The following is a 17,779-nucleotide window of genomic DNA, read 5'->3' on the forward strand; positions in this document are numbered from 1 at the left end:
CATGACAATTCCGAAAAACACCATCTGCCTGTGGTATGACAAGGATGCCGAGGCGGCGGCGCGGTTCTATGCCGAGACCTTTCCCGACAGCGCGGTGACGGCGGTGCGCCATGCGCCGGGCGACTATCCCTCGGGCAAGGCGGGCGACGTGCTGACCGTCGAATTCACCGTGCTGGGCATCCCCTGCGTCGGGCTGAACGGCGGCCCGGTCTTCAAGCACAACGAGGCGTTTTCATTCCAGGTCGCGACCGCGGACCAGGAAGAGACCGACCGCTACTGGAACGCCATCGTCGGCAATGGCGGACGGGAAAGCGACTGCGGCTGGTGCAAGGACCGCTGGGGCATCTCGTGGCAGATCACGCCGCGCACGCTGCTCGAGGCGATGGCAGCGGGCGGCGACGAGGCGAAGCGCGCCTTCGACGCGATGATGACGATGCAAAAGATCGACGTGGCGACCATCGACGCGGCCCGGCGCGGCTGAAGGCGCTTTTCTTTGCGGGCCGGCCGCGTCAGGATGCGGCCATGACCCAGACGCCCCGCCCCGCCCGCATCGCCATCGTCACCGTCTCGGACCGCGCGAGCCGCTGCGAATATCAGGACAAGGGCGGCCCGGGCGCCGAGGACTGGCTGCGCGCCACCGTGACCACGCCGATGCAGATCAGCCGGACCATCATCCCCGACGGCCGCGAGAGCGTGGCCGCCACCCTGCGTATGCTGTGCGACCAGGGCACCGACCTGATCCTGATCACCGGCGGCACCGGGCCGGCGCCGCGCGACCAGACGCCCGAGGCCATGGCCGATGTCATGGAAAAGGAACTGCCCGGCTTTGGCGAGGAGATGCGCCGCGCCAGCCTGCGCGAGGTGCCGACCGCGATCCTGTCGCGCCAGACCGCCGGCATCCGCGGCGCCACGCTGATGATCACCATCCCCGGCAAGCCCTCGGCCATCGCCACCTGCCTCGACGCGGTCTTTGCCGCGGTGCCCTATTGCCTTGACCTGATCGGCGCCGGCTTCATCGACACCGACCCGGCCCGGATCAAGGCCTTTCGCCCCAAGGCCTAGGCATTCGCCAGACGCAGATCGGCGGGCAGCGAGTGATCCGCCACCGTCTCGGCATTGGCCAGGTCGTTCTCCAGATGCGCCAGCACCTCGGCCGGCGACTGGCCCAGGCCCTGCCAGCGCGCCGTCAGCCGGCGGCGCAGCTCTTCGGCGGGCACGTCCAGCATGACCGACAGATCCCAAAGCCCGGCCAGCTCACGCCAAGGCGCGCGGTCCAAGAGCAGGTAATTGCCCTCGACCACCACCAGCCTCGCCTGCTCCTCGACGCGCCCGGCGCCGGCGACGGCTAGGTCGCGGTCGCGGTCGAAGACCGGATAGACCACCGCGCCGCCCTGCTTCAGGCGGCGGATCAGGGCGACGAAACCCTCGGCGTCGAAGGTTTCGGGCGCCCCCTTGCGCGCCCGCAGCCCGTCTTGGTCCAGCAGCCGGTTGTCCAGGTGAAACCCGTCCATCGGCACCAGCACCGCCCCCGGCACGGCGGCGACGAGCCCCTCGGCCAGGGTGGATTTCCCCGACCCCGGCGCCCCCACGATGGCCACCAGCCGCCTGCCCGCGCCCAGCCGCGCCACCTGATCGAGTATTTCTTTCATGCACAAATATCCCGGGGGGAGTCCGCAGGACGGGGGGCAGCGCCCCCCATCCCTCGAGGCTCAGGCGGCCTCGGCCACTTCGTCCGGGACTTTCGCCCCGGTCATGAAGGCCACCGCATCCGACATGGAATAATCCTGCGGCCGGATCACGCAGAGCCGCCGACCCAGGCGATGGATATGGATGCGATCCGCCACCTCGAACACATGCGGCATGTTATGGCTGATCAGGATGATCGGGATGCCGCGCGAGCGCACGTCGCGGATCAGCTCCAGCACCCGCCGGCTTTCCTTGACCCCCAGCGCCGCGGTCGGCTCGTCCAGGATCACCACCTTGGAGCCGAAGGCCGCGGCGCGGGCCACGGCGACGCCCTGGCGCTGGCCGCCCGACAGCGTCTCGACCGCCTGGTTGATGTTCTGGATGGTCATCAGCCCCAGCTCGGTCAGCTTCTCGCGGGCGAATTTCTCCATCGCCGGACGGTCGAGCTGGCGCAGCAGGCTGCCCATGATCCCGGGCTTGCGCAGCTCGCGGCCCATGAACATGTTGTCGGCGATCGACAGGGCGGGGGACATGGCCAGCGTCTGGTAGACGCATTCGATGCCGTGACCGCGTGCCTCCAAGGGGCTGGCGAAGCGCACCGGCTTGCCGTCCAGCATGATCTCGCCCTCGTCGGGCTGCACCGCGCCCGACAGCGCCTTGATGAGGCTGGATTTCCCCGCGCCGTTGTCGCCGATCACCGCCAGGATCTCGCCCGGCATCAGGTCGAAGTCGCAGTTGTTCAGCGCCGTCACCTTGCCATAGCGCTTGACCAGGCCGCGGGCCTTCAGAAGCGGTTCTTCAGTCATGCCGATGCCTTTCTGATCCATTGATCCACCGCCACGGCGAGGATGATGAGCATGCCAATCAGGAAAAAGGTCCATTGCGGGTCGGTGCCGACCATCTTCAGCCCCATCTCGAACACGCCGACGATCAGCGCGCCGAAGAACATGCCGACGATGGACCCGCGCCCGCCGAACAGGCTGATGCCGCCGATCACCACCGCGGTGATGGACTGGATATTGCCCAGCTGCCCGGTCGAGGCCGAGGGCGAGACCGAGCCGAAGCGGCCGATCATCACCCAGCCGGCGATGGCGCAGAACAGGCCGGCCAGCGCATAGACCTGGATCAGGATGCGCTTGGTCCGCACCCCCGCCAGCTCCGCCGCATCCGGGTCGTCGCCCACGGCATAGACATGGCGGCCCCAGGCGGTATGGCGCAGCACATAGGCCAGGATGGCGACCAGCGCGACCATCAGGAACACCGCGAAAAGCACCTTGACCCCGCCCGGCTGGATGGATTTACCCCAGAATTGCAGGGCCGGCGCCTCGGCGGCGATGGCTGACGAGCGGATGGTCTCGTTCGCGGAATAGATGTAGTTCGCCGCCAGGATGATCTGCCAGGTGCCCAGCGTCACGATGAAGGGCGGCAGCTTGACCTTGGCCACCAGCCAGCCGTTGGCAAAGCCCATGGCGGTGCCAAGCGCCAGGCCCGCGGCGATGGAAAGCGGCGCCGGGATGCCGTAGCGAAAGGTGAACTGCCCCATCAGCACCGAGGAGAACACCGCGATGGCGCCGACCGACAGGTCGATGCCGGCGGTCAGCACCACCAGCGATTGCGCGCAGCCCAGAATGCCGACGATGGCGATCTGCTGCAGGATGGTGGACAGCGTCACCGCCTTGAAGAAGTTCGGCGACAAGAGGCCGAAGATGACCAGCGCCACCACCAGCACGATCATCGGCACTGCCGACGGCGTCATGTGCAGCCAATGCTGCAGGCGCTTCAGCGCGCTTTTCTGTTCCTGGAACTCGGCAACCGTTTCCGAGGCGCCCGCCAGGCCCTCCTCGTAGCTGGTGGCCGTCTTTGCATCCGATGACATGGACGGTCTTCCCCCCCTTGCGAGGCGCCAGCCGGCGCCGCTTGCCTGCTGTGAGTGGGACGCGCCGCGCCCCACCCGGCGATTCAGGTGGCGATCAGCCCCAGCACAGCTCGGCGCCCTTGGCGCTGTCGATCGACTCGACGCCCTCGGCCGGCTTGTCGGTGACCAGCGCCACGCCGGTGTCGGTGAAGTCCTTGCCCTCGGTCGCGGCCGGCTTGGTGCCGTCCTTGGCAAAGGCGGCGATGGCCTCGATGCCCTGGGCGGCCATGGCCAGCGGATATTGCTGCGAGGTGGCGCCGATCACGCCGTCCTTGACGTTCTGCACGCCCGGGCAGCCGCCATCGACCGACACGATCAGCACGTCCTTTTCGCGGCCGACGGCCTTCAGCGCCTCATAGGCGCCGGCGGCGGCGGGCTCGTTGATCGTATAGACCAGGTTGATGTCGGGATCCTTGGCCAGCAGCGATTCCATCGCCGTCAGCCCGCCTTCCTCGTTGCCCGAGGTGACCTCGTGGCCGACGATGCGCGGGTCGGTCTCGTCGCCCCATTTCGCCGGATCGCCCAGTTCGACGCCGAAGCCCTGCAGGAAGCCCTGGTCGCGCAGCACGTCGACCGAGGGCTGCGAGATGGCCAGGTCCAGCATGGCGATCCTGGCATCCGCCGCCTTGTCGCCCAGGGTCGCCTTGGCCCATTGCCCGATCAGCTCGCCCGCCTTGAAGTTGTCGGTGGCGAAGGTCGCATCGGCGGCGTCGATCGGGTCCAGCGGCGTATCCAGCGCGATGACCAGCAGGCCGGCGTCGCGTGCAGCCTTGACCGCATCGACGATGGCCTTGGTGTCCGAGGCGGTGATCAGGATGCCCTTGGCGCCATCGGCCACGCAGGCCTCGACCGCCGCCACCTGGCCCTCGTGGTCGCCGTCGATCTTGCCGGCATAGGCCTTCAGCTCCAGCCCCAGTTCCTGGGCCTTGGCCGCGGCGCCTTCCTTCATCTTCACGAAGAAGGGGTTGGTGTCGGTCTTGGTGATCAGGCAGGCGCTGTCGGCCTGTGCCATGCCGGCGATCATCGTCAGGGCCGAGCCCGCCAGCACCGCGCGCAGCAGTTTCGTCTTGCTCATCTGGTCTTTCCTCCTCTGGGCGGGTTTCCCGTCCGCTCCTCCGTCTAAAAGCTGCCTTATCGGATGGGGGCTTGTCAATAAATCAATTTCGTTGATTTATATACGGGGGAGGATGTGACCATGACGAATGCCATGCCTGCGGCGGCGGTGCCGCAACGGTTGCGCAGCCATAACGAGCGGCTGATCCTGTGGCTGATTCGCCGCAACGGGCCGATGCCGCGCGCGGCCCTGGCTCAGGCCACCGGGCTTTCCGCCCAGGCCGTGACCAATATCACCCGCGAACTGATCGCCGACGGGTTGCTGGACGCGGGGGGCGAGCGGCAGCGCGGCAAGGTCGGCCAGCCGCTGCTGCCGCTGGCGCTGGCGCCGGACGGGGCGCTGTTTCTGGGCCTCAAGGTCGGGCGCCGGGTGGCCGAGCTGGTGCTGGTCGATTTCGCCGGCCAGATCAGGCAGATGCGCGCGCTGCCCCATGCCTTTCCACAGCCCGATGCGATCCGGGACTTCGCGGTCTCGGCCAGTGCCGAGCTGCTGGCCGGGCTGACCGAAGCGCAGCGCGCGCGGCTGTCGGGCATGGGCATCGCCAGCCCGTTCTACCTGTGGGACTGGGCGCGCGAGATGGCGCCCTGGCGCGGCCGCGACCTGCGCCAGGAACTGGCCCAGGCGCTGGACCTGCCGGTCTGGCTGGAAAACGACGGCTCCTGCGCCTGCGCTGCCGAGATGATGTTCGGCACCGAGGAGCTGCCCGAGGATTTCCTGTATTTCTACCTCGCGCATTTCGGCGGCGGCGGCGTGGTGCTGGACGGCCGGCTGCGGCTGGGGCCGTCGCGCAATGCCGGCGCCATGGGCTCGTTCCCGGTGCCGGGCGGCCAGCAATTGCTGGACGTGGCCTCGGTCTCGACGCTGGAATCGCGGCTGGGGCGCGAACTGCCGCTGGAGGACGAGGCTTGGGACCTGCCGCCGGCTACCCTACGGCAATGGCTGGACGAATCGGCGCGGGTGCTGTCCCATGCGGCGCTGGGAACGGTGGCCGCGCTGGACCTGCCGCTGGTGGTGATCGACGGCGCCATGCCCGCCGCCCTGCGCGACGCGCTGGTCGCGGCAACGGCAGAGGCGCTGGCCGGCACGCGGCACCACGGCGTCACCTTGCCCGAGGTGCGCGCCGGCACCCTGGGGCGGCGGGCCCGCACGCTGGGCGCGGCGGCGCTGCCGCTTGGCGCGGGCTTCATGCCCGGCGGCACCTTCGCGGCGCCGCGTCCGCCGCGGCTCGGGCAGGAAACCGAAGGGGCGCAACCGCGTTCCGGGGATGACAGGTGAAGAAAGGAAGCCGCGGCCATGGCCGACGATCCATACAAGGCGCTGGGCCTGGCAAGGACCGCCACGCAGGACGAAATCAAGAAGGCCTATCGCAAGATCGCCAAGACCGATCATCCGGACCTGAACCCCGACCCCGCCGCGCATGAACGCTTCAAGGCCGCTTCCTCGGCCTATGACCTGCTGAAGGATCCCGAGCAGCGCGCCCGCTTCGACAAGGGCGAGATCGACGCCCAGGGACAGGAGCGGCCGCAGCGGCATTACTACCGCGAATATGCCGAGCAGGGCGACAACCCCTATCGCCAGAGCCACGGCTTCGAGGACTTCTCGGACGTGTTTTCCGACCTGTTCGGCCAGCGGGCGCAGGCGCGGCGCGGCGGCGGGGCGAGGAGTTTCGACATGCGCGGCCCCGACCAGCGTTTCACGCTGGAGATCGACTTCATGACCGCCGCCCGCGGCGGCTCGACCCGGATCACCATGCCCGACGGCAGCGTGCTGGAGGTGAAGATCCCCGAGGGCGCCCATGACGGCCAGGTGATTCGCCTGCGCGGCAAGGGCGGCATGGGCATGGGCGAGGGCGAGCCGGGCGATGCGCTGCTGACGCTGATCGTGGCCGACGACCCCGATTGGCGCCGCGACGGCGACGACGTGGAAACCACGCTGCCGATCACCATCGACGAGGCGGTGCTGGGCGGCAAGGTCGAGGCCCAGACCATCGACGGACCCGTCATGCTGACCGTCCCGCGCGGCGCGAACTCGGGCCAGAAGCTGCGGCTGAAGGGGCGCGGCATCAAGGGCTCGGGCGGCAAGCGCGGCGACCAGCATGTCGTCCTGAAGATCGTCATGCCGCCGCATGTGGACGACGAACTGGCCGAGTTCATGCGCGGCTGGCGGGAAAACCACGCCTATGATCCCCGGAGGGGCAAATGACCCAGCGCCATTACACCCTGGCCGAAACCCTGAGCCTGATCGACGACCTGGGCGCCGAGCAGCTCGAGCGCTACATCCGCGCCGGCGTGGTGGCGCCGGTGCAATCCGCGCAGGGGCCGCTGTTTCGCGATCTCGACCTGGCGCGGCTCAGCCTGGTCGTGGACCTGGCCGAGGGCTATCACCTGGACGAAGAGGCGCTGGCCATGGTGCTGTCGCTGGTCGATCAGCTGCACGGCCTGCGCGGCGACATGCGGGCGATGCTGGATGCCGTGGCGCGCGAGCCGGTCGAGACCCGGCTGCGCCTCAAGGCCGCGATCCGCGAGGTGCGGGTGATCCGCCAAGGCTGATCGTCTCCCACAGGCCGGTCGTCCAAGGTCGCCGCATCGCGGGGCCGCGCAACGCCGGGATCGGCTTGAGGGAGCGGGGCGCGCGCCGCGACCGCATCAATCCGATCGGCAGGCGGCCAGCCGCCCGAGGGGTGAAGCCCGCGCCTTGGAAAGGTGTCGGGGGCGACAAGCGAGCTGAAGCGGCGCATCGGCCATGTGCAGGCCGACATGGCGATTGCGCCCGGCGGCACGGTCTGGACCGTCACCGACAACGACGGCGTGGACGATGCCCCGGGACGTTCCTGTGGCCTTTCACGCCGGGGACGCAGCCGGCCCGGAACCGAACCGCGCCTTGCGCGCAGCCAGGCTGGCCATCACGGCCAGCCTTTGCGTCTCGGTCATCCCGCCCCAGGCTGCGATCTCGTCCAGACTGCGCCAGCAGCCGATGCAGAGCCGGCTTTCGGCGTCGATCTGGCAGATCCTAATGCAGGGGCTGGAGACGCTCATGCCAGGTGCCGCAGCCGGTCCAGCGCGCCTTGCAGGATATAGCCGGCGGCGACCTGGTCGATGACCTCGGCGCGGCGCTTGCGCGAGGTGTCGGCCTCCAGCAGCGCGCGCTCGGCCGCGACGGTGGACAGGCGCTCGTCCCAGAAGCCGATGGGCAGCGGCGTCAGCCGCTCCAGGTTGCGGGCAAAGGCGCGGGTGGATTGCGCGCGCGGCCCTTCGCTGCCGTCCATGTTGCGCGGCAGGCCCAGCACCAGCCCGACCAGCCCGCGATCCGCCGCGATCTTCAGCAGCGCCTGCGCGTCGAGGGTGAATTTCTCGCGTCGGATCACCGTGATGGGCGAGGCGACCGAACGCAGACCGTCGCTGACCGCGACGCCGATGGTCTTGGTGCCCAGGTCCAGCCCGGCGATGGCGCCGGTGCGGGGCAGGGCGGCGGCAAAATCCTCGATGGCTTCGCAGATCATTCCAGCCCCGCCTGTTTCGCTGCCGCATTCACCGTGGCCAGCGCCTCGGGCGTGCTGGCGAAGCGGCTGCGCGCCTCGGCCAGGATGGCGCCGGCGCGGTCGCGGTCCTCGAGCACGGCCAGCGACCCGATCAGCCGCGCCCATTCCTCGGGCGTGCCGCCCTGGGTCGCCAGCCGGTTTTCCAGCCCCTGCACCATGCCCTGCACCATGGCGCGGCGCTGTTCGGGCGTCATGTCCTCGGCCGCCGCCAGGGCGTCGGCATCGGGGCCGGGCAGGGCGGTCTCGTCGGGCGGGACATAGTCGGGGCGGCCGGCGAACCAGGCCAGGTCGCCGATGCTGCTGCGCACGAAGGCATGCCAGGGCTCGGCGCGGTGTCCCTCGGCCAGAAGCGCGGCCCAGATCGGGAAGGCGCGGTCGGGCCGGCCGCTCTGGACCTGGAGATAGCCGGCCAGGAAGCGCGCCAGCGGATTCTTGGGGTCGAGCGTGCCGGCACGGTTGATCGCCGCCTCGGCCTCGGCGGTGATGATGCCGCCGGCGGCGCGGGCGGCCAGGTCGGCCAGCTCGGCGTAATCCTGCGCCGTGGCCCGCGCACCCTTCAGCGCCACCACGCGGCTCTGCGCCTGCTTCGCGGCGACGAGATTGCCCAGGGCCTGTTCATAGCGCGCCAGCAGCTCCTGGCCTTGCAGGTCGTCGGGACGCTGGCCGGCGGCCTGGCGCAGCCGCTCGATCAGCGCCATGTCCTCGGCCGAAAGCGCCGGTGCCGCGCGGTCGGGGGCCTTGGCCTCGGCCTGCTCTTGCGTCGGGCGGGCGTCATAGCGGGCCTGCGCCTCGGCGATGCGGCGGGCGATAGGCTGGTCGGGATGCTCGGGCTGGCCCAGCCGCTGGTAAAGCGCGAAGGTGCCGGCCAGCACCACCGCCAGCACCGCCAGCGCCGCGATGCCGCCGTTGACGCGCCGGGGGCCGCCCGAGGCTTGCAGCACGCGGTCGGCGGCCAGCACCTTGCGGCCGATCTCGACCCGCAGGCGCTCGGCATCGCCGGCGTCGATCACCCCGCGCTCCTGATCGCGGTCCACCTCGCGCAGCTGGTCGCGATAGACGCGCAGGTCATAGGCGGCGGCCGGCTCGTCCCCGGCGACACCGCGCCGGCGCAGCAGCGGCGCGGCGATGGCGATGGCGACCACGCCGGCCAGCGCGGCGCAGATGATCCAGAACATGGCTTCCCCTTCGTGGCTTTCCCGGTGATAGCGGCTTTGCGCGCCATGAGAAAGTCAAAGCCCTGCGACAAGGCGCGCCGGGCCAGCCGGGACATCTGCGCCCGCCCCTGACGCAATTCGACGGTCACGCCGTCGCAAGCGGGCTTGCCCGAAAAGCCCCCGAAAGACACTCTGCACGGGTCGAGTCGCAAGGGGTCCAACCATGTCCGCATCCGCAAGTTCCAGCACCGGCCGCTATTCGGTCTTTGCCATCGCCCGCGAGGCCATGCGGCTGCACAGCGGCTGGAAACGCGCCTGGCAAAGCCCGGAGCCGAAGAAGAAATACCAGGTCGTCATCGTCGGCGCCGGCGGCCACGGCCTCGCCACCGCCTATTACCTGGGCAAGAACTACGGCATCACCGATGTCGCCATCATCGAGAAGGGCTGGCTGGGCGGCGGCAACACCGGCCGCAACACCACCATCATCCGCTCGAACTACCTGCAGGATCCCTCGGCGGCGATCTATGACAAGGCGTTGAAACTCTACGAGAACCTGTCCCAGGACCTGAACTACAACATCATGTTCAGCCCGCGCGGCCTGCTGATGCTGGCCCAGACCGAACACGAGGTCCGCGGCTACAAGCGCACCGTCTACGCCAACCAGCTGCAGGGCGTATCGACCGAATACATCACCCCCCAGCGCATCAAGGAGATGCTGCCCATCATCAACATCGACGGGCCGCGCTACCCGGTGCTGGGCGCCCTCTATCAAGAGCGCGGCGGCACCGCGCGCCACGACGCCGTGGCCTGGGGCTATGCCCGGGCCTGCTCGGCCATGGGCATGCACATCATCCAGAACTGCGAAGTCACCGGCATCGAGACCGCGAACGGCCAAGTCCGCGCGGTCAACACCGGCAAGGGCCGCATCGAATGCGACAAGCTGGCGCTGGTCGTGGCCGGGCATTCCTCGGTCATGGCCGAGATGGCCGGCTTCCGCCTGCCCATCGAATCGCTGGCGCTGCAGGCGCTGGTCAGCGAGCCGATCAAGCCCTGCTGCGACCTGGTCATCATGGCCAACACCGTGCACGGCTACCTGTCGCAATCCGACAAGGGCGAGATGGTGATCGGCGGCGGCACCGACGGCTTCAACAACTACACCCAGCGCGGCTCGTGGCAGCATGTCGAGGAAACCGTCCGCGCGCTGATCGAGACCTTCCCGATGCTGTCGCGGCTGAAGATGCTGCGGCAATGGGGCGGCATCGTCGACATGACCGGCGACCGCTCGCCGATCCTGTCCACGACGCCGGTCGGCAATATCTTCGTCAACTGTGGCTGGGGCACCGGCGGCTTCAAGGCCATTCCCGGCTCGGGCTGGGCCATGGCCGAGCTGGTGGCCAAGGGCCAGCCCGGCCCGCTGGCCGCCGATTTCGGCCTGAACCGCTTCATCGAGGGCCGCTTCATCGACGAGAGCGTCGCCGCGGGGGTGGCGCACTGATGGCAGCACCGCGCGGCATCCTGCCTGCGCCCGGCCGCCAGCGGCCGGTTTCCGCCCAAATCCCCGGGGCGGAAGAAATCGCGCAACCCATGGGAAACTATCGCGGCTTTGGCGAATTGTCCTTGCACGTCACCATGACCAAGGAGTTTTCTTCATGGCCGAACCGAACAAGAGCAACACCTGGATCATCGCCGGCGTCATCGTCGTCGTGCTGGTCGTCATCTATTGGTTCATGTCCTCGGGCACCGAGCCCGCAGCGACCACCGAACCGGCGACGCCGCCTGCGGTCAGCACCGAGCCTGCGCCGGCCGATGACGGTGCCGTCTCGGTCGAACCCAGCACGCCTGCAACCCCGGCCACGCCTGAGCCCGCTACCCCGGCCCCGGCCGACCCTGCGGCCCCTGCCGCGCCGGCGAACTGAGGCGACCTTTCCGGCGCCTTCGGGCGCCCCGACTGCACGGGTCCGGGGGGCGCATCGCCCCTCGGCTTGCATTGTTTTCCTGGCGGCGCCTCGGCGCTGCCCTGGCCTTGAACGGGCGCTTGCCGCCGCTGGGCAGTCTTTGCCCGGCGGCCTGGCCCTGCCGCCTGTCGGCCTGAATACGGGCCGGCCTCTCGCCCGGCGCCACCTCCCCCAAGTCCCGCTTACCGACGCTGCCCCGCGCCCCCGGCCGACCGCCCGGGCGCTTGCGGCTGCGTGCGTCCTGCCGTCAAGGAGTGAACGATGCTGATCCTGACCTGCCCCTATTGCGGCATCAGTGCCGAGGAGACCGAACTCGCTCCGGGTGGCGAGGCGCATCTGAAGCGTTTCGGCCCCGGCTCGTCCGATGCGGATTTCGAATCCTACCTGTTTGCCCGCAAGAACCCCAAGGGCGTGCATTTCGAACGCTGGCGCCATGCCTATGGCTGCGGCAAGTGGTTCCTGGCCGCGCGCGACACCGCCACGCTGCAGGTCTTTGGCACCTACAAGGCCCAGACCCCGCATCCGACGCCCGAAATCGTCGCCGCCGTGCAGGCCGCCCGCCCGGGCTGGCAGCCGGACTGGATCGAAACCAACGCTGACACCTCCGCCGAAAGCCCGAAAGCATGACCCAGACCGGACCCTTCCGCCTGCCGCGCGGCGGACGCCTGATCGACCGCGCCTATCAACTGCCCTTCCGCTTCGACGGCCGCCAGATGCGCGGGGTCGTGGGCGACACGCTGGCCTCGGCGATCCTGGCGAACGGCCAGATCATGATGGGCCGCAGCTTCAAGTATCACCGCCCGCGCGGCCCCGTCGCCTCGGGCGCCGAGGAACCCAACGCGCTTTTGGGCCTGGGCGAGGGCGGCCGGTTCGAGCCGAACCAGCGCGCCACCACCACGGCCCTGGTCGGCGGCATGGTCACCGCGCCGCAGAACTGCTGGCCCAGCCTGAACGCCGACGTCGGCGCGATCAACAACTGGATGTATCGCTTCCTGCCGGCCGGCTTCTACTACAAGACCTTCATCCACCCGCGCCCGTTCTGGAAGCATGTGTTCGAGCCGATCATCCGCCGCTCGGCCGGCCTCGGCAAAGCCCCGACCGAGGCCGATCCGGACCGCTATGAACAGGCCTATGCCCATGTCGACGTGGTCGTGGTGGGCGGCGGCATCGCCGGCCTGACGGCGGCGCGCGATGCCGCGAAACAGGGCAAGTCGGTCTGGGTGATCGAGCAGACGCCGCAATTCGGCGGCCGCACCCCCACCGACCACGCGGACGGGCAGACGCGCATCGACGCGCTTCTGGCCGAACTGCGGGCGCTGCCGAATGCCACGCTGCGCCGCTCGACCATGGCGACCGGGCTTTACGACCACGGCTATCTGCTGGCGCGCGAGGCGATTGCCGATCACGACCCGAACGCCGGCCTGCCGCGCCAGCGGCTGTGGCGCATCCGCGCCGGCCATGTCGTGGTTGCCTCGGGCGCGCTGGAACGGCCGCTGAGCTTTGCCGGCAATGACGTGCCGGGCGTGATCCTGGCCTCGGCGGTGCGCGATTTCATTGACCTCTACGGCGTGGCCCCGGGCCGCAAGATCGTGGTGGTGACGAACAACGACGACGCCTATCGCACGGCGCTGGTGGCGCTGGACGCCGGCCTCCAGGTCGCGGCGGTGATCGACGCGCGCGCCTCGGCCACGGGCGCGCTGCCCGAGGCGGTGCGGGCGCGCGGCGTGCGCGTGCTGACCGGCAGCGCCATCGCCGGCATCAAGGGCGGCAAGGCGGTCGAGGGCGTCAAGCTGTGCGCCCATGCCGGCTCGGGCGATGTGACCGAGGTGATCGACGCCGATTGCGTCGCCATGTCCGGCGGCTGGTCCCCGGTCGTGCACCTGTGGAGCCATTGCGGCGGCAAGCTGAACTGGTCGGATGCGCAGGCGATGTTCGCCCCCGATCCGAACCGGCCGCCGACCGGCGCCGACGGCCGCGCGATGGCTTCGGCCGTGGGCGCGGCCGCGGGCGACCTGCTGGTCGCTGAAGCGACCGGCGCAGGCGCGGAGCAGGCCATCCTGCCGGTCTGGGTCATGCCAGCCAACGCCACCCGCAAGATGAAGTTCAAGATGTGGCTCGACTTCCAGAACGACGTGAAGGTGTCGGACGTGGAACTGGCCGCGCAAGAGGGCTACCAGTCGGTCGAGCACACCAAGCGCTATACCACGCTGGGCATGGCGACCGACCAGGGCAAGGTCAGCAACATCAACGGCCTCGCGGTGCTGTCGAACGCGCTGAAGCAGCCGATCCCGCAGACCGGCACCACGACCTTCCGCCCGCCCTATACGCCGCTGACCCTTGGCACCATCGCTGCCGAGGCGCGGGGCGAGGTGTTCCAGCCGCTGCGCAAGACCCCGATGCACGCCTGGCACGAAAGCCACGGCGCCTTCTTCGAGCCGGTCGGCCACTGGCGCCGCGCCTATTGCTACCCGAAACCCGGCGAAAGCCACGGCGACGCGGTGGCGCGGGAAATCCGCGCGGTGCGCGCCTCGGTGGGCACGCTCGACGCCTCGACGCTGGGCAAGATCATCGTCAAGGGCCCGGATGCCGGGAAATTCCTCGACATGATGTATACCGGCATGATGTCCAGCCTGCCGGTCGGCAAGTGCCGCTATGGCTTGATCTGCAACGAGAACGGCTTCCTCGTCGATGACGGCGTCGCCGCGCGCCTGTCCGAAGACACCTGGCTGGTCCACACCACCACCGGCGGCGCCGACCGCATGCACGCGCATATGGAAGACTGGCTGCAATGCGAATGGTGGGACTGGAAGGTCTATACCGCCAACGTGACCGAGCAATGGGCGCAGGTCGCCGTGGTCGGCCCCAAGGCCCGCGTGCTGCTGGAACGGCTGGGCGGCATGGACCTGTCGGCCGAGGCGCTGCCCTTCATGCAATGGGCCGAGGGCGAGATCGCCGGCATCCCGGCGCGCGTCTTCCGCATCAGCTTCTCGGGCGAATTGTCCTTCGAGGTGGCGGTGCCGGCGAACCGCGGCCTCGAGCTGTGGGAAAAGCTGCATGAGGCCGGGCGCGACCTGGACGTCACCCCCTATGGCACCGAGGCGATGCACGTCATGCGCGCCGAAAAGGGCTTCATCATGATCGGCGACGAGACCGACGGCACGGTGATCCCGCAGGACCTGGGCCTGGGCTGGGCGATCAGCAAGAAGAAGACCGACTACATCGGCAAGCGCGCCCAGGAACGCAGCCACATGACCGACCCGCGCCGCTGGAAGTTGGTGGGGCTCGAAAGCCTCGACGGCCGGGTGCTGCCCGACGGTGCGCTGGCGGTGGCCGAGGGCGTCAATCCCAACGGCCAGCGCAAGACCCAGGGCCGGGTGACCTCGACCTATATGTCGCCGACGCTGTCGAAGCCGATCGCCATGGGCATCGTGCTGAACGGCCCCGACCGCATGGGCGAGGTGCTGGAATTCCCGGTCGCGGGGCAGGAAACCTACAAGGCGCGGATCGTCGATCCGGTGTTCTATGACAAGGAAGGGAGCCGGGCGAATGGCTGAGGCACTGGCGAAGATCTCTCAGGTGCAGGATCGCGGCATGATCCAGATCCGCGCCGACCTGGACCGCGCGGGCGATGCCATCGCCGGCGCGGCGGGGCTGGCGCTGCCGGGCCAGGGCCGCACCACCACCGACGGCAGCCGCCTCTTGGGCTGGATGTCCCCCGACGAGCTGCTGCTGGTCCTGCCGCGCGCCGAGACGGCCGAGGCGCTCTCGGCGCTGACCGAGGCGCTGGCCGGCGAGCACGCGCTGGTGCTGGACGTCAGCGACATGCGGGCCATGTTCCGCATCGACGGGCCGAAGGCCGCGCAGGTGCTGATGAAGCTCTGCCCGACCGACCTGGCGGCGATGCCCCCGGACGGGCTGCGCCGCACCCGCGCCGCCCAGGTCGCCTGCGGCATCTGGCGCGACCAGGCCGGCTATGTCCTGGTCGGCTTCCGCTCGGTCGCGGATTACCTGCGCGGCATCCTGACCGGCGCCGCGGCGCCCGGCACGCATCTGGAGCCGCGCTAATTCCCTTGCCTGGGCGCCGGTGGGGCGTATGCATGGGGGTCACGCTCAAGGGGTTGATTCCATGCGTCCCATCCTGCGCCCGACGGCGCTTTGCCTGTCCACCCTGCTGCCCGCGCCGCTGCTGGCGCAAGAGCCGCCGCGGGTGATGATGTGCCAGATCGCCGACGAAAGCGGCACCGGCTGGGTGCCCGACTTCATCATGCTGACCCGGCAGGTCTCCGGCCCGCAGCAGGGCCGGATTGAGGTCTTCGACCCGATCCTGAAAGATCAGGTCGGCCGGCCGATCCAGGCCCAGCTCGTCGCCGACGACGCCCGGGCGCGCAGCTATGGCTGGGCGCTGGCCGGGGTGCGGAACCAGTCCGGCCAGCGCACCGAGCGGCTGGATTTCCGCCTGACGGTGTCGAAGCGCGACGGCGCGGCCGAGGTCGTGGTCACGGCGCTGGGTTATGACAATGTCATGATCGGGCGCGGCGTCTGCGGCGCGCCGCCCGACCGCTAATCCCGGAACCCGCGGCGCATTGAAGACGTTTAGCGGCCGACAGGGCTTTTCCCCGTCTGGCAGACATGCCAGAACATCCTCCGGAACCCTTGGAAAAGGAAATCGAAAATGGCCTTCACCCTTCCCGACCTTCCCTATGCCCATGACGCGCTTGCCGCTGGCGGCATGTCGAAAGAGACGCTGGAATACCACCACGACAAGCACCACAAGGCCTATGTCGACAAGCTGAACGAGCTGGTGGCCGGCACCGAATGGGAAGGCAAGAGCCTCGAGGACATCGTCACCGGCACCTATCAGTCGGGCGCCGTGGCCCAGAACGGCATCTTCAACAACGCCAGCCAGCACTGGAACCACAGCCAGTTCTGGGAAATGATGGGTCCGAATGCCGGCGCCATCCCGGGCGAGCTGGAAAAGGCCATCACCGAATCCTTCGGCTCGGTCGACGACTTCAAGAAGAAGTTCTCGGAAGCCGGCGTCGGCCAGTTCGGCTCGGGCTGGGCCTGGCTCGTCAAGGACAAGGACGGCTCGCTGAAGATCACCAAGACCGAGAACGGCGTGAACCCGCTCTGCTTCGGCCAGACCGCGCTTCTGGGCTGCGACGTGTGGGAGCACAGCTATTACATCGACTTCCGCAATGCGCGGCCGAAATACCTGGAAAACTTCCTGGGTAACCTAGTGAACTGGGAAAACGTGGCCTCGCGCCTCTGAGCCGCTCGCCAGAACGAACCGCAAGGCCCGCCCTCACCCGGCGGGCCTTGTTTCTTTCTTGCCGAAATATCCCGGGGGAACGCCCTTGGACCTCCATCGAGGAGGTCCAAGGGCGTGGGGGCAGAGCCCCCGGCCCGGCTTGCCACCGCCGCGATTCCGGCGCATCTGGTCGGCGGCGAAAGGGGCGAGGGCATGAGCGAAGGCACCAAGGGCTTCTGGGCGATCATCCTGGTCTGCGTCACCTGGGGGCTGTCGCCGATCTTCTACCGCCAGCTTTCGAGTGTGCCGGTGGTCGAGGTGCTGGCGCATCGCACGCTCTGGTCGCTCGGCTTCTTCCTGCTGCTGCTGGCCGGGCAGGGCCGGCTGCGAGAACTGTGGCAGGCGATGACCGGCCCGCATGCGCTGCGCGCGGCGGCGGCGGCGCTGCTGGTCTCGTCGAACTGGGGCCTGTTCATCTGGGCGATCCAGGCCGGCCTTGTCGTGCAAAGCTCGCTCGGCTATTACATCTTCCCGCTGGTCACCGTCGCCCTGGGCCTGCTGTTCTTCGGCGAGCATCTCGGCCCCGCGCAATGGCTCGCCGTCGCCATCGCGCTTTTGGCGGTGGTGATCCTGACCCTGGGCCTGGGCGTCACGCCCTGGATCAGCCTGGGCCTGGCGCTGAGCATGGGGCTTTACGGCGTGGTCAAGAAATCCCTGCCGCTGGGCCCGGTCATGTCGGTCGCGGTCGAGGTCGCGCTGCTGACGCCGCTGGCGCTGGCCTGGCTTGCCCTGCAGGCCCTGGGCTGGCTGCCCGCCGCCTGGCTGCATCCGCTGGCCTTTGGCGGCTCGGCCTGGGTAACGGCGCTGCTGGTCCTGTCGGGCCTCATCACCGCGGTGCCGCTGGTGCTCTTCGCCTATGCCGCGCGGCGGGTGGCGCTGATCACCGTCGGGCTGATGTTCTATCTGAACCCGACGCTGCAATTCCTCTGCGCGGTCCTGCTCTTCGGCGAGCCCTTCACCCGCTGGCACATGATCGCCTTCGCGATGATCTGGACGGCGCTGGCGATCTATTCCGGCGCGGCCTGGCGGCAGGCGCGGCGCGCGGCGCCATTGGCAAACGGGTGAAACCGCGTATAGAACAGCGCGACAGAACCACCGGGGGCGAC

The 17,779-nt window shown here is 69.2% G+C and carries 20 protein-coding genes; 13 read left to right on the forward strand and 7 right to left on the reverse strand.

Features of this window, described 5'->3' with window-relative positions; translation table 11 throughout:
* Window position 1: 1 nt before the first annotated feature.
* On the forward strand, window positions 2-481 hold the full coding sequence (locus ASV56_RS10205) for a VOC family protein (protein WP_062561868.1): 480 nt from the start codon (window positions 2-4) through the stop codon (window positions 479-481).
* 41 nt (window positions 482-522) lie between these two features.
* Window positions 523-1,062 (forward strand): molybdopterin adenylyltransferase, encoded by a 540-nt coding sequence (gene mog / locus ASV56_RS10210; RefSeq protein WP_062561869.1) that lies wholly within the window; start codon window positions 523-525, stop codon window positions 1,060-1,062.
* Here mog and ASV56_RS10215 read toward each other — a convergent pair.
* From ASV56_RS10215 to ASV56_RS10230, 4 genes are all read right to left on the reverse strand, one after another.
* Window positions 1,059-1,649, reverse strand: a complete 591-nt coding sequence (locus tag ASV56_RS10215; RefSeq protein WP_062561870.1) for an AAA family ATPase — start codon at window positions 1,647-1,649, stop codon at window positions 1,059-1,061. The genes mog and ASV56_RS10215 overlap by 4 nt on opposite strands.
* A 60-nt stretch (window positions 1,650-1,709) precedes the next feature.
* Complete coding sequence (locus ASV56_RS10220) at window positions 1,710-2,492, reverse strand: ATP-binding cassette domain-containing protein (RefSeq protein WP_062561871.1); 783 nt, start codon at window positions 2,490-2,492, stop codon at window positions 1,710-1,712.
* Window positions 2,489-3,562: an ABC transporter permease gene (locus ASV56_RS10225; RefSeq protein ID WP_062561872.1), complete on the reverse strand. Its 1,074-nt coding sequence runs from the start codon at window positions 3,560-3,562 to the stop codon at window positions 2,489-2,491. Before ASV56_RS10225 ends, ASV56_RS10220 begins: the two co-directional genes overlap by 4 nt.
* 94 nt (window positions 3,563-3,656) lie before the next feature.
* A complete protein-coding gene (locus ASV56_RS10230) occupies window positions 3,657-4,676 on the reverse strand; it encodes a sugar ABC transporter substrate-binding protein (RefSeq protein ID WP_062561873.1) in 1,020 nt (339 codons plus the stop codon).
* A 120-nt stretch (window positions 4,677-4,796) separates the two neighbouring features.
* On the opposite strand from ASV56_RS10230, the gene ASV56_RS10235 reads away from it, so the two are divergent.
* The 3 genes from ASV56_RS10235 to ASV56_RS10245 are packed head-to-tail and all read left to right on the forward strand — an operon-like array spanning window position 4,797 to window position 7,264.
* Window positions 4,797-5,990 carry an ROK family transcriptional regulator gene (locus ASV56_RS10235; RefSeq protein ID WP_062561874.1) on the forward strand — a complete coding sequence of 398 codons (1,194 nt, stop codon included), beginning with the start codon at window positions 4,797-4,799 and terminating at the stop codon, window positions 5,988-5,990.
* 18 nt (window positions 5,991-6,008) lie between these two features.
* Complete coding sequence (locus tag ASV56_RS10240; protein ID WP_062561875.1) at window positions 6,009-6,917, forward strand: DnaJ C-terminal domain-containing protein; 909 nt, start codon at window positions 6,009-6,011, stop codon at window positions 6,915-6,917.
* Window positions 6,914-7,264, forward strand: a complete 351-nt coding sequence (locus tag ASV56_RS10245; protein WP_062561876.1) for a hypothetical protein — start codon at window positions 6,914-6,916, stop codon at window positions 7,262-7,264. The genes ASV56_RS10240 and ASV56_RS10245 overlap by 4 nt, the downstream gene beginning before the upstream one ends.
* 291 nt (window positions 7,265-7,555) lie before the next feature.
* On the opposite strand, the gene ASV56_RS10250 is transcribed toward ASV56_RS10245, so the two are convergent.
* The 3 genes from ASV56_RS10250 to ccmI are packed head-to-tail and all read right to left on the reverse strand — an operon-like array spanning window position 7,556 to window position 9,428.
* Entirely contained in the window at window positions 7,556-7,750 is a 195-nt protein-coding gene (locus ASV56_RS10250) for a DUF1289 domain-containing protein (RefSeq protein WP_062561877.1), read from the reverse strand.
* Window positions 7,747-8,214: a Holliday junction resolvase RuvX gene (gene ruvX / locus ASV56_RS10255; RefSeq protein ID WP_062561878.1), complete on the reverse strand. Its 468-nt coding sequence runs from the start codon at window positions 8,212-8,214 to the stop codon at window positions 7,747-7,749. The genes ASV56_RS10250 and ruvX overlap by 4 nt, the downstream gene beginning before the upstream one ends.
* Window positions 8,211-9,428 carry a c-type cytochrome biogenesis protein CcmI gene (gene ccmI / locus ASV56_RS10260; RefSeq protein WP_062561879.1) on the reverse strand — a complete coding sequence of 406 codons (1,218 nt, stop codon included), beginning with the start codon at window positions 9,426-9,428 and terminating at the stop codon, window positions 8,211-8,213. Before ccmI ends, ruvX begins: the two co-directional genes overlap by 4 nt.
* A gap of 202 nt (window positions 9,429-9,630) precedes the next feature.
* Between ccmI and ASV56_RS10265 the strand changes: the two genes are divergently transcribed.
* The 8 genes from ASV56_RS10265 to rarD all read left to right on the forward strand — a co-directional run bounded on the left by ASV56_RS10265 (window position 9,631) and on the right by rarD (window position 17,738).
* Window positions 9,631-10,902, forward strand: coding sequence for a sarcosine oxidase subunit beta family protein (locus ASV56_RS10265; protein WP_062561880.1), 1,272 nt, complete (start codon window positions 9,631-9,633; stop codon window positions 10,900-10,902).
* Between the two features lie 154 nt (window positions 10,903-11,056).
* The gene (locus tag ASV56_RS10270; protein ID WP_062561881.1) at window positions 11,057-11,323 is read left to right on the forward strand and encodes a hypothetical protein; all 267 of its coding nucleotides are present in this window, start codon (window positions 11,057-11,059) and stop codon (window positions 11,321-11,323) included.
* Window positions 11,324-11,623: 300 nt separating this feature from the next.
* Window positions 11,624-11,989, forward strand: coding sequence for a sarcosine oxidase subunit delta (locus ASV56_RS10275; protein WP_062561882.1), 366 nt, complete (start codon window positions 11,624-11,626; stop codon window positions 11,987-11,989).
* On the forward strand, window positions 11,986-14,916 hold the full coding sequence (locus ASV56_RS10280) for a sarcosine oxidase subunit alpha family protein (protein ID WP_062561883.1): 2,931 nt from the start codon (window positions 11,986-11,988) through the stop codon (window positions 14,914-14,916). The genes ASV56_RS10275 and ASV56_RS10280 overlap by 4 nt, the downstream gene beginning before the upstream one ends.
* A complete protein-coding gene (locus ASV56_RS10285) occupies window positions 14,909-15,427 on the forward strand; it encodes a sarcosine oxidase subunit gamma (protein WP_062561884.1) in 519 nt (172 codons plus the stop codon). Before ASV56_RS10280 ends, ASV56_RS10285 begins: the two co-directional genes overlap by 8 nt.
* Window positions 15,428-15,488: 61 nt before the next feature.
* On the forward strand, window positions 15,489-15,926 hold the full coding sequence (locus ASV56_RS10290; RefSeq protein ID WP_062561885.1) for a hypothetical protein: 438 nt from the start codon (window positions 15,489-15,491) through the stop codon (window positions 15,924-15,926).
* Between the two features lie 108 nt (window positions 15,927-16,034).
* Complete coding sequence (locus ASV56_RS10295) at window positions 16,035-16,634, forward strand: superoxide dismutase (RefSeq protein WP_062561886.1); 600 nt, start codon at window positions 16,035-16,037, stop codon at window positions 16,632-16,634.
* Between the two features lie 192 nt (window positions 16,635-16,826).
* Window positions 16,827-17,738 carry an EamA family transporter RarD gene (gene rarD, locus ASV56_RS10300; RefSeq protein ID WP_062562317.1) on the forward strand — a complete coding sequence of 304 codons (912 nt, stop codon included), beginning with the start codon at window positions 16,827-16,829 and terminating at the stop codon, window positions 17,736-17,738.
* Window positions 17,739-17,779 lie beyond the last annotated feature (41 nt).

Source organism: Paracoccus aminovorans, from assembly GCF_001546115.1.
Classification (GTDB): domain Bacteria; phylum Pseudomonadota; class Alphaproteobacteria; order Rhodobacterales; family Rhodobacteraceae; genus Paracoccus; species Paracoccus aminovorans_B.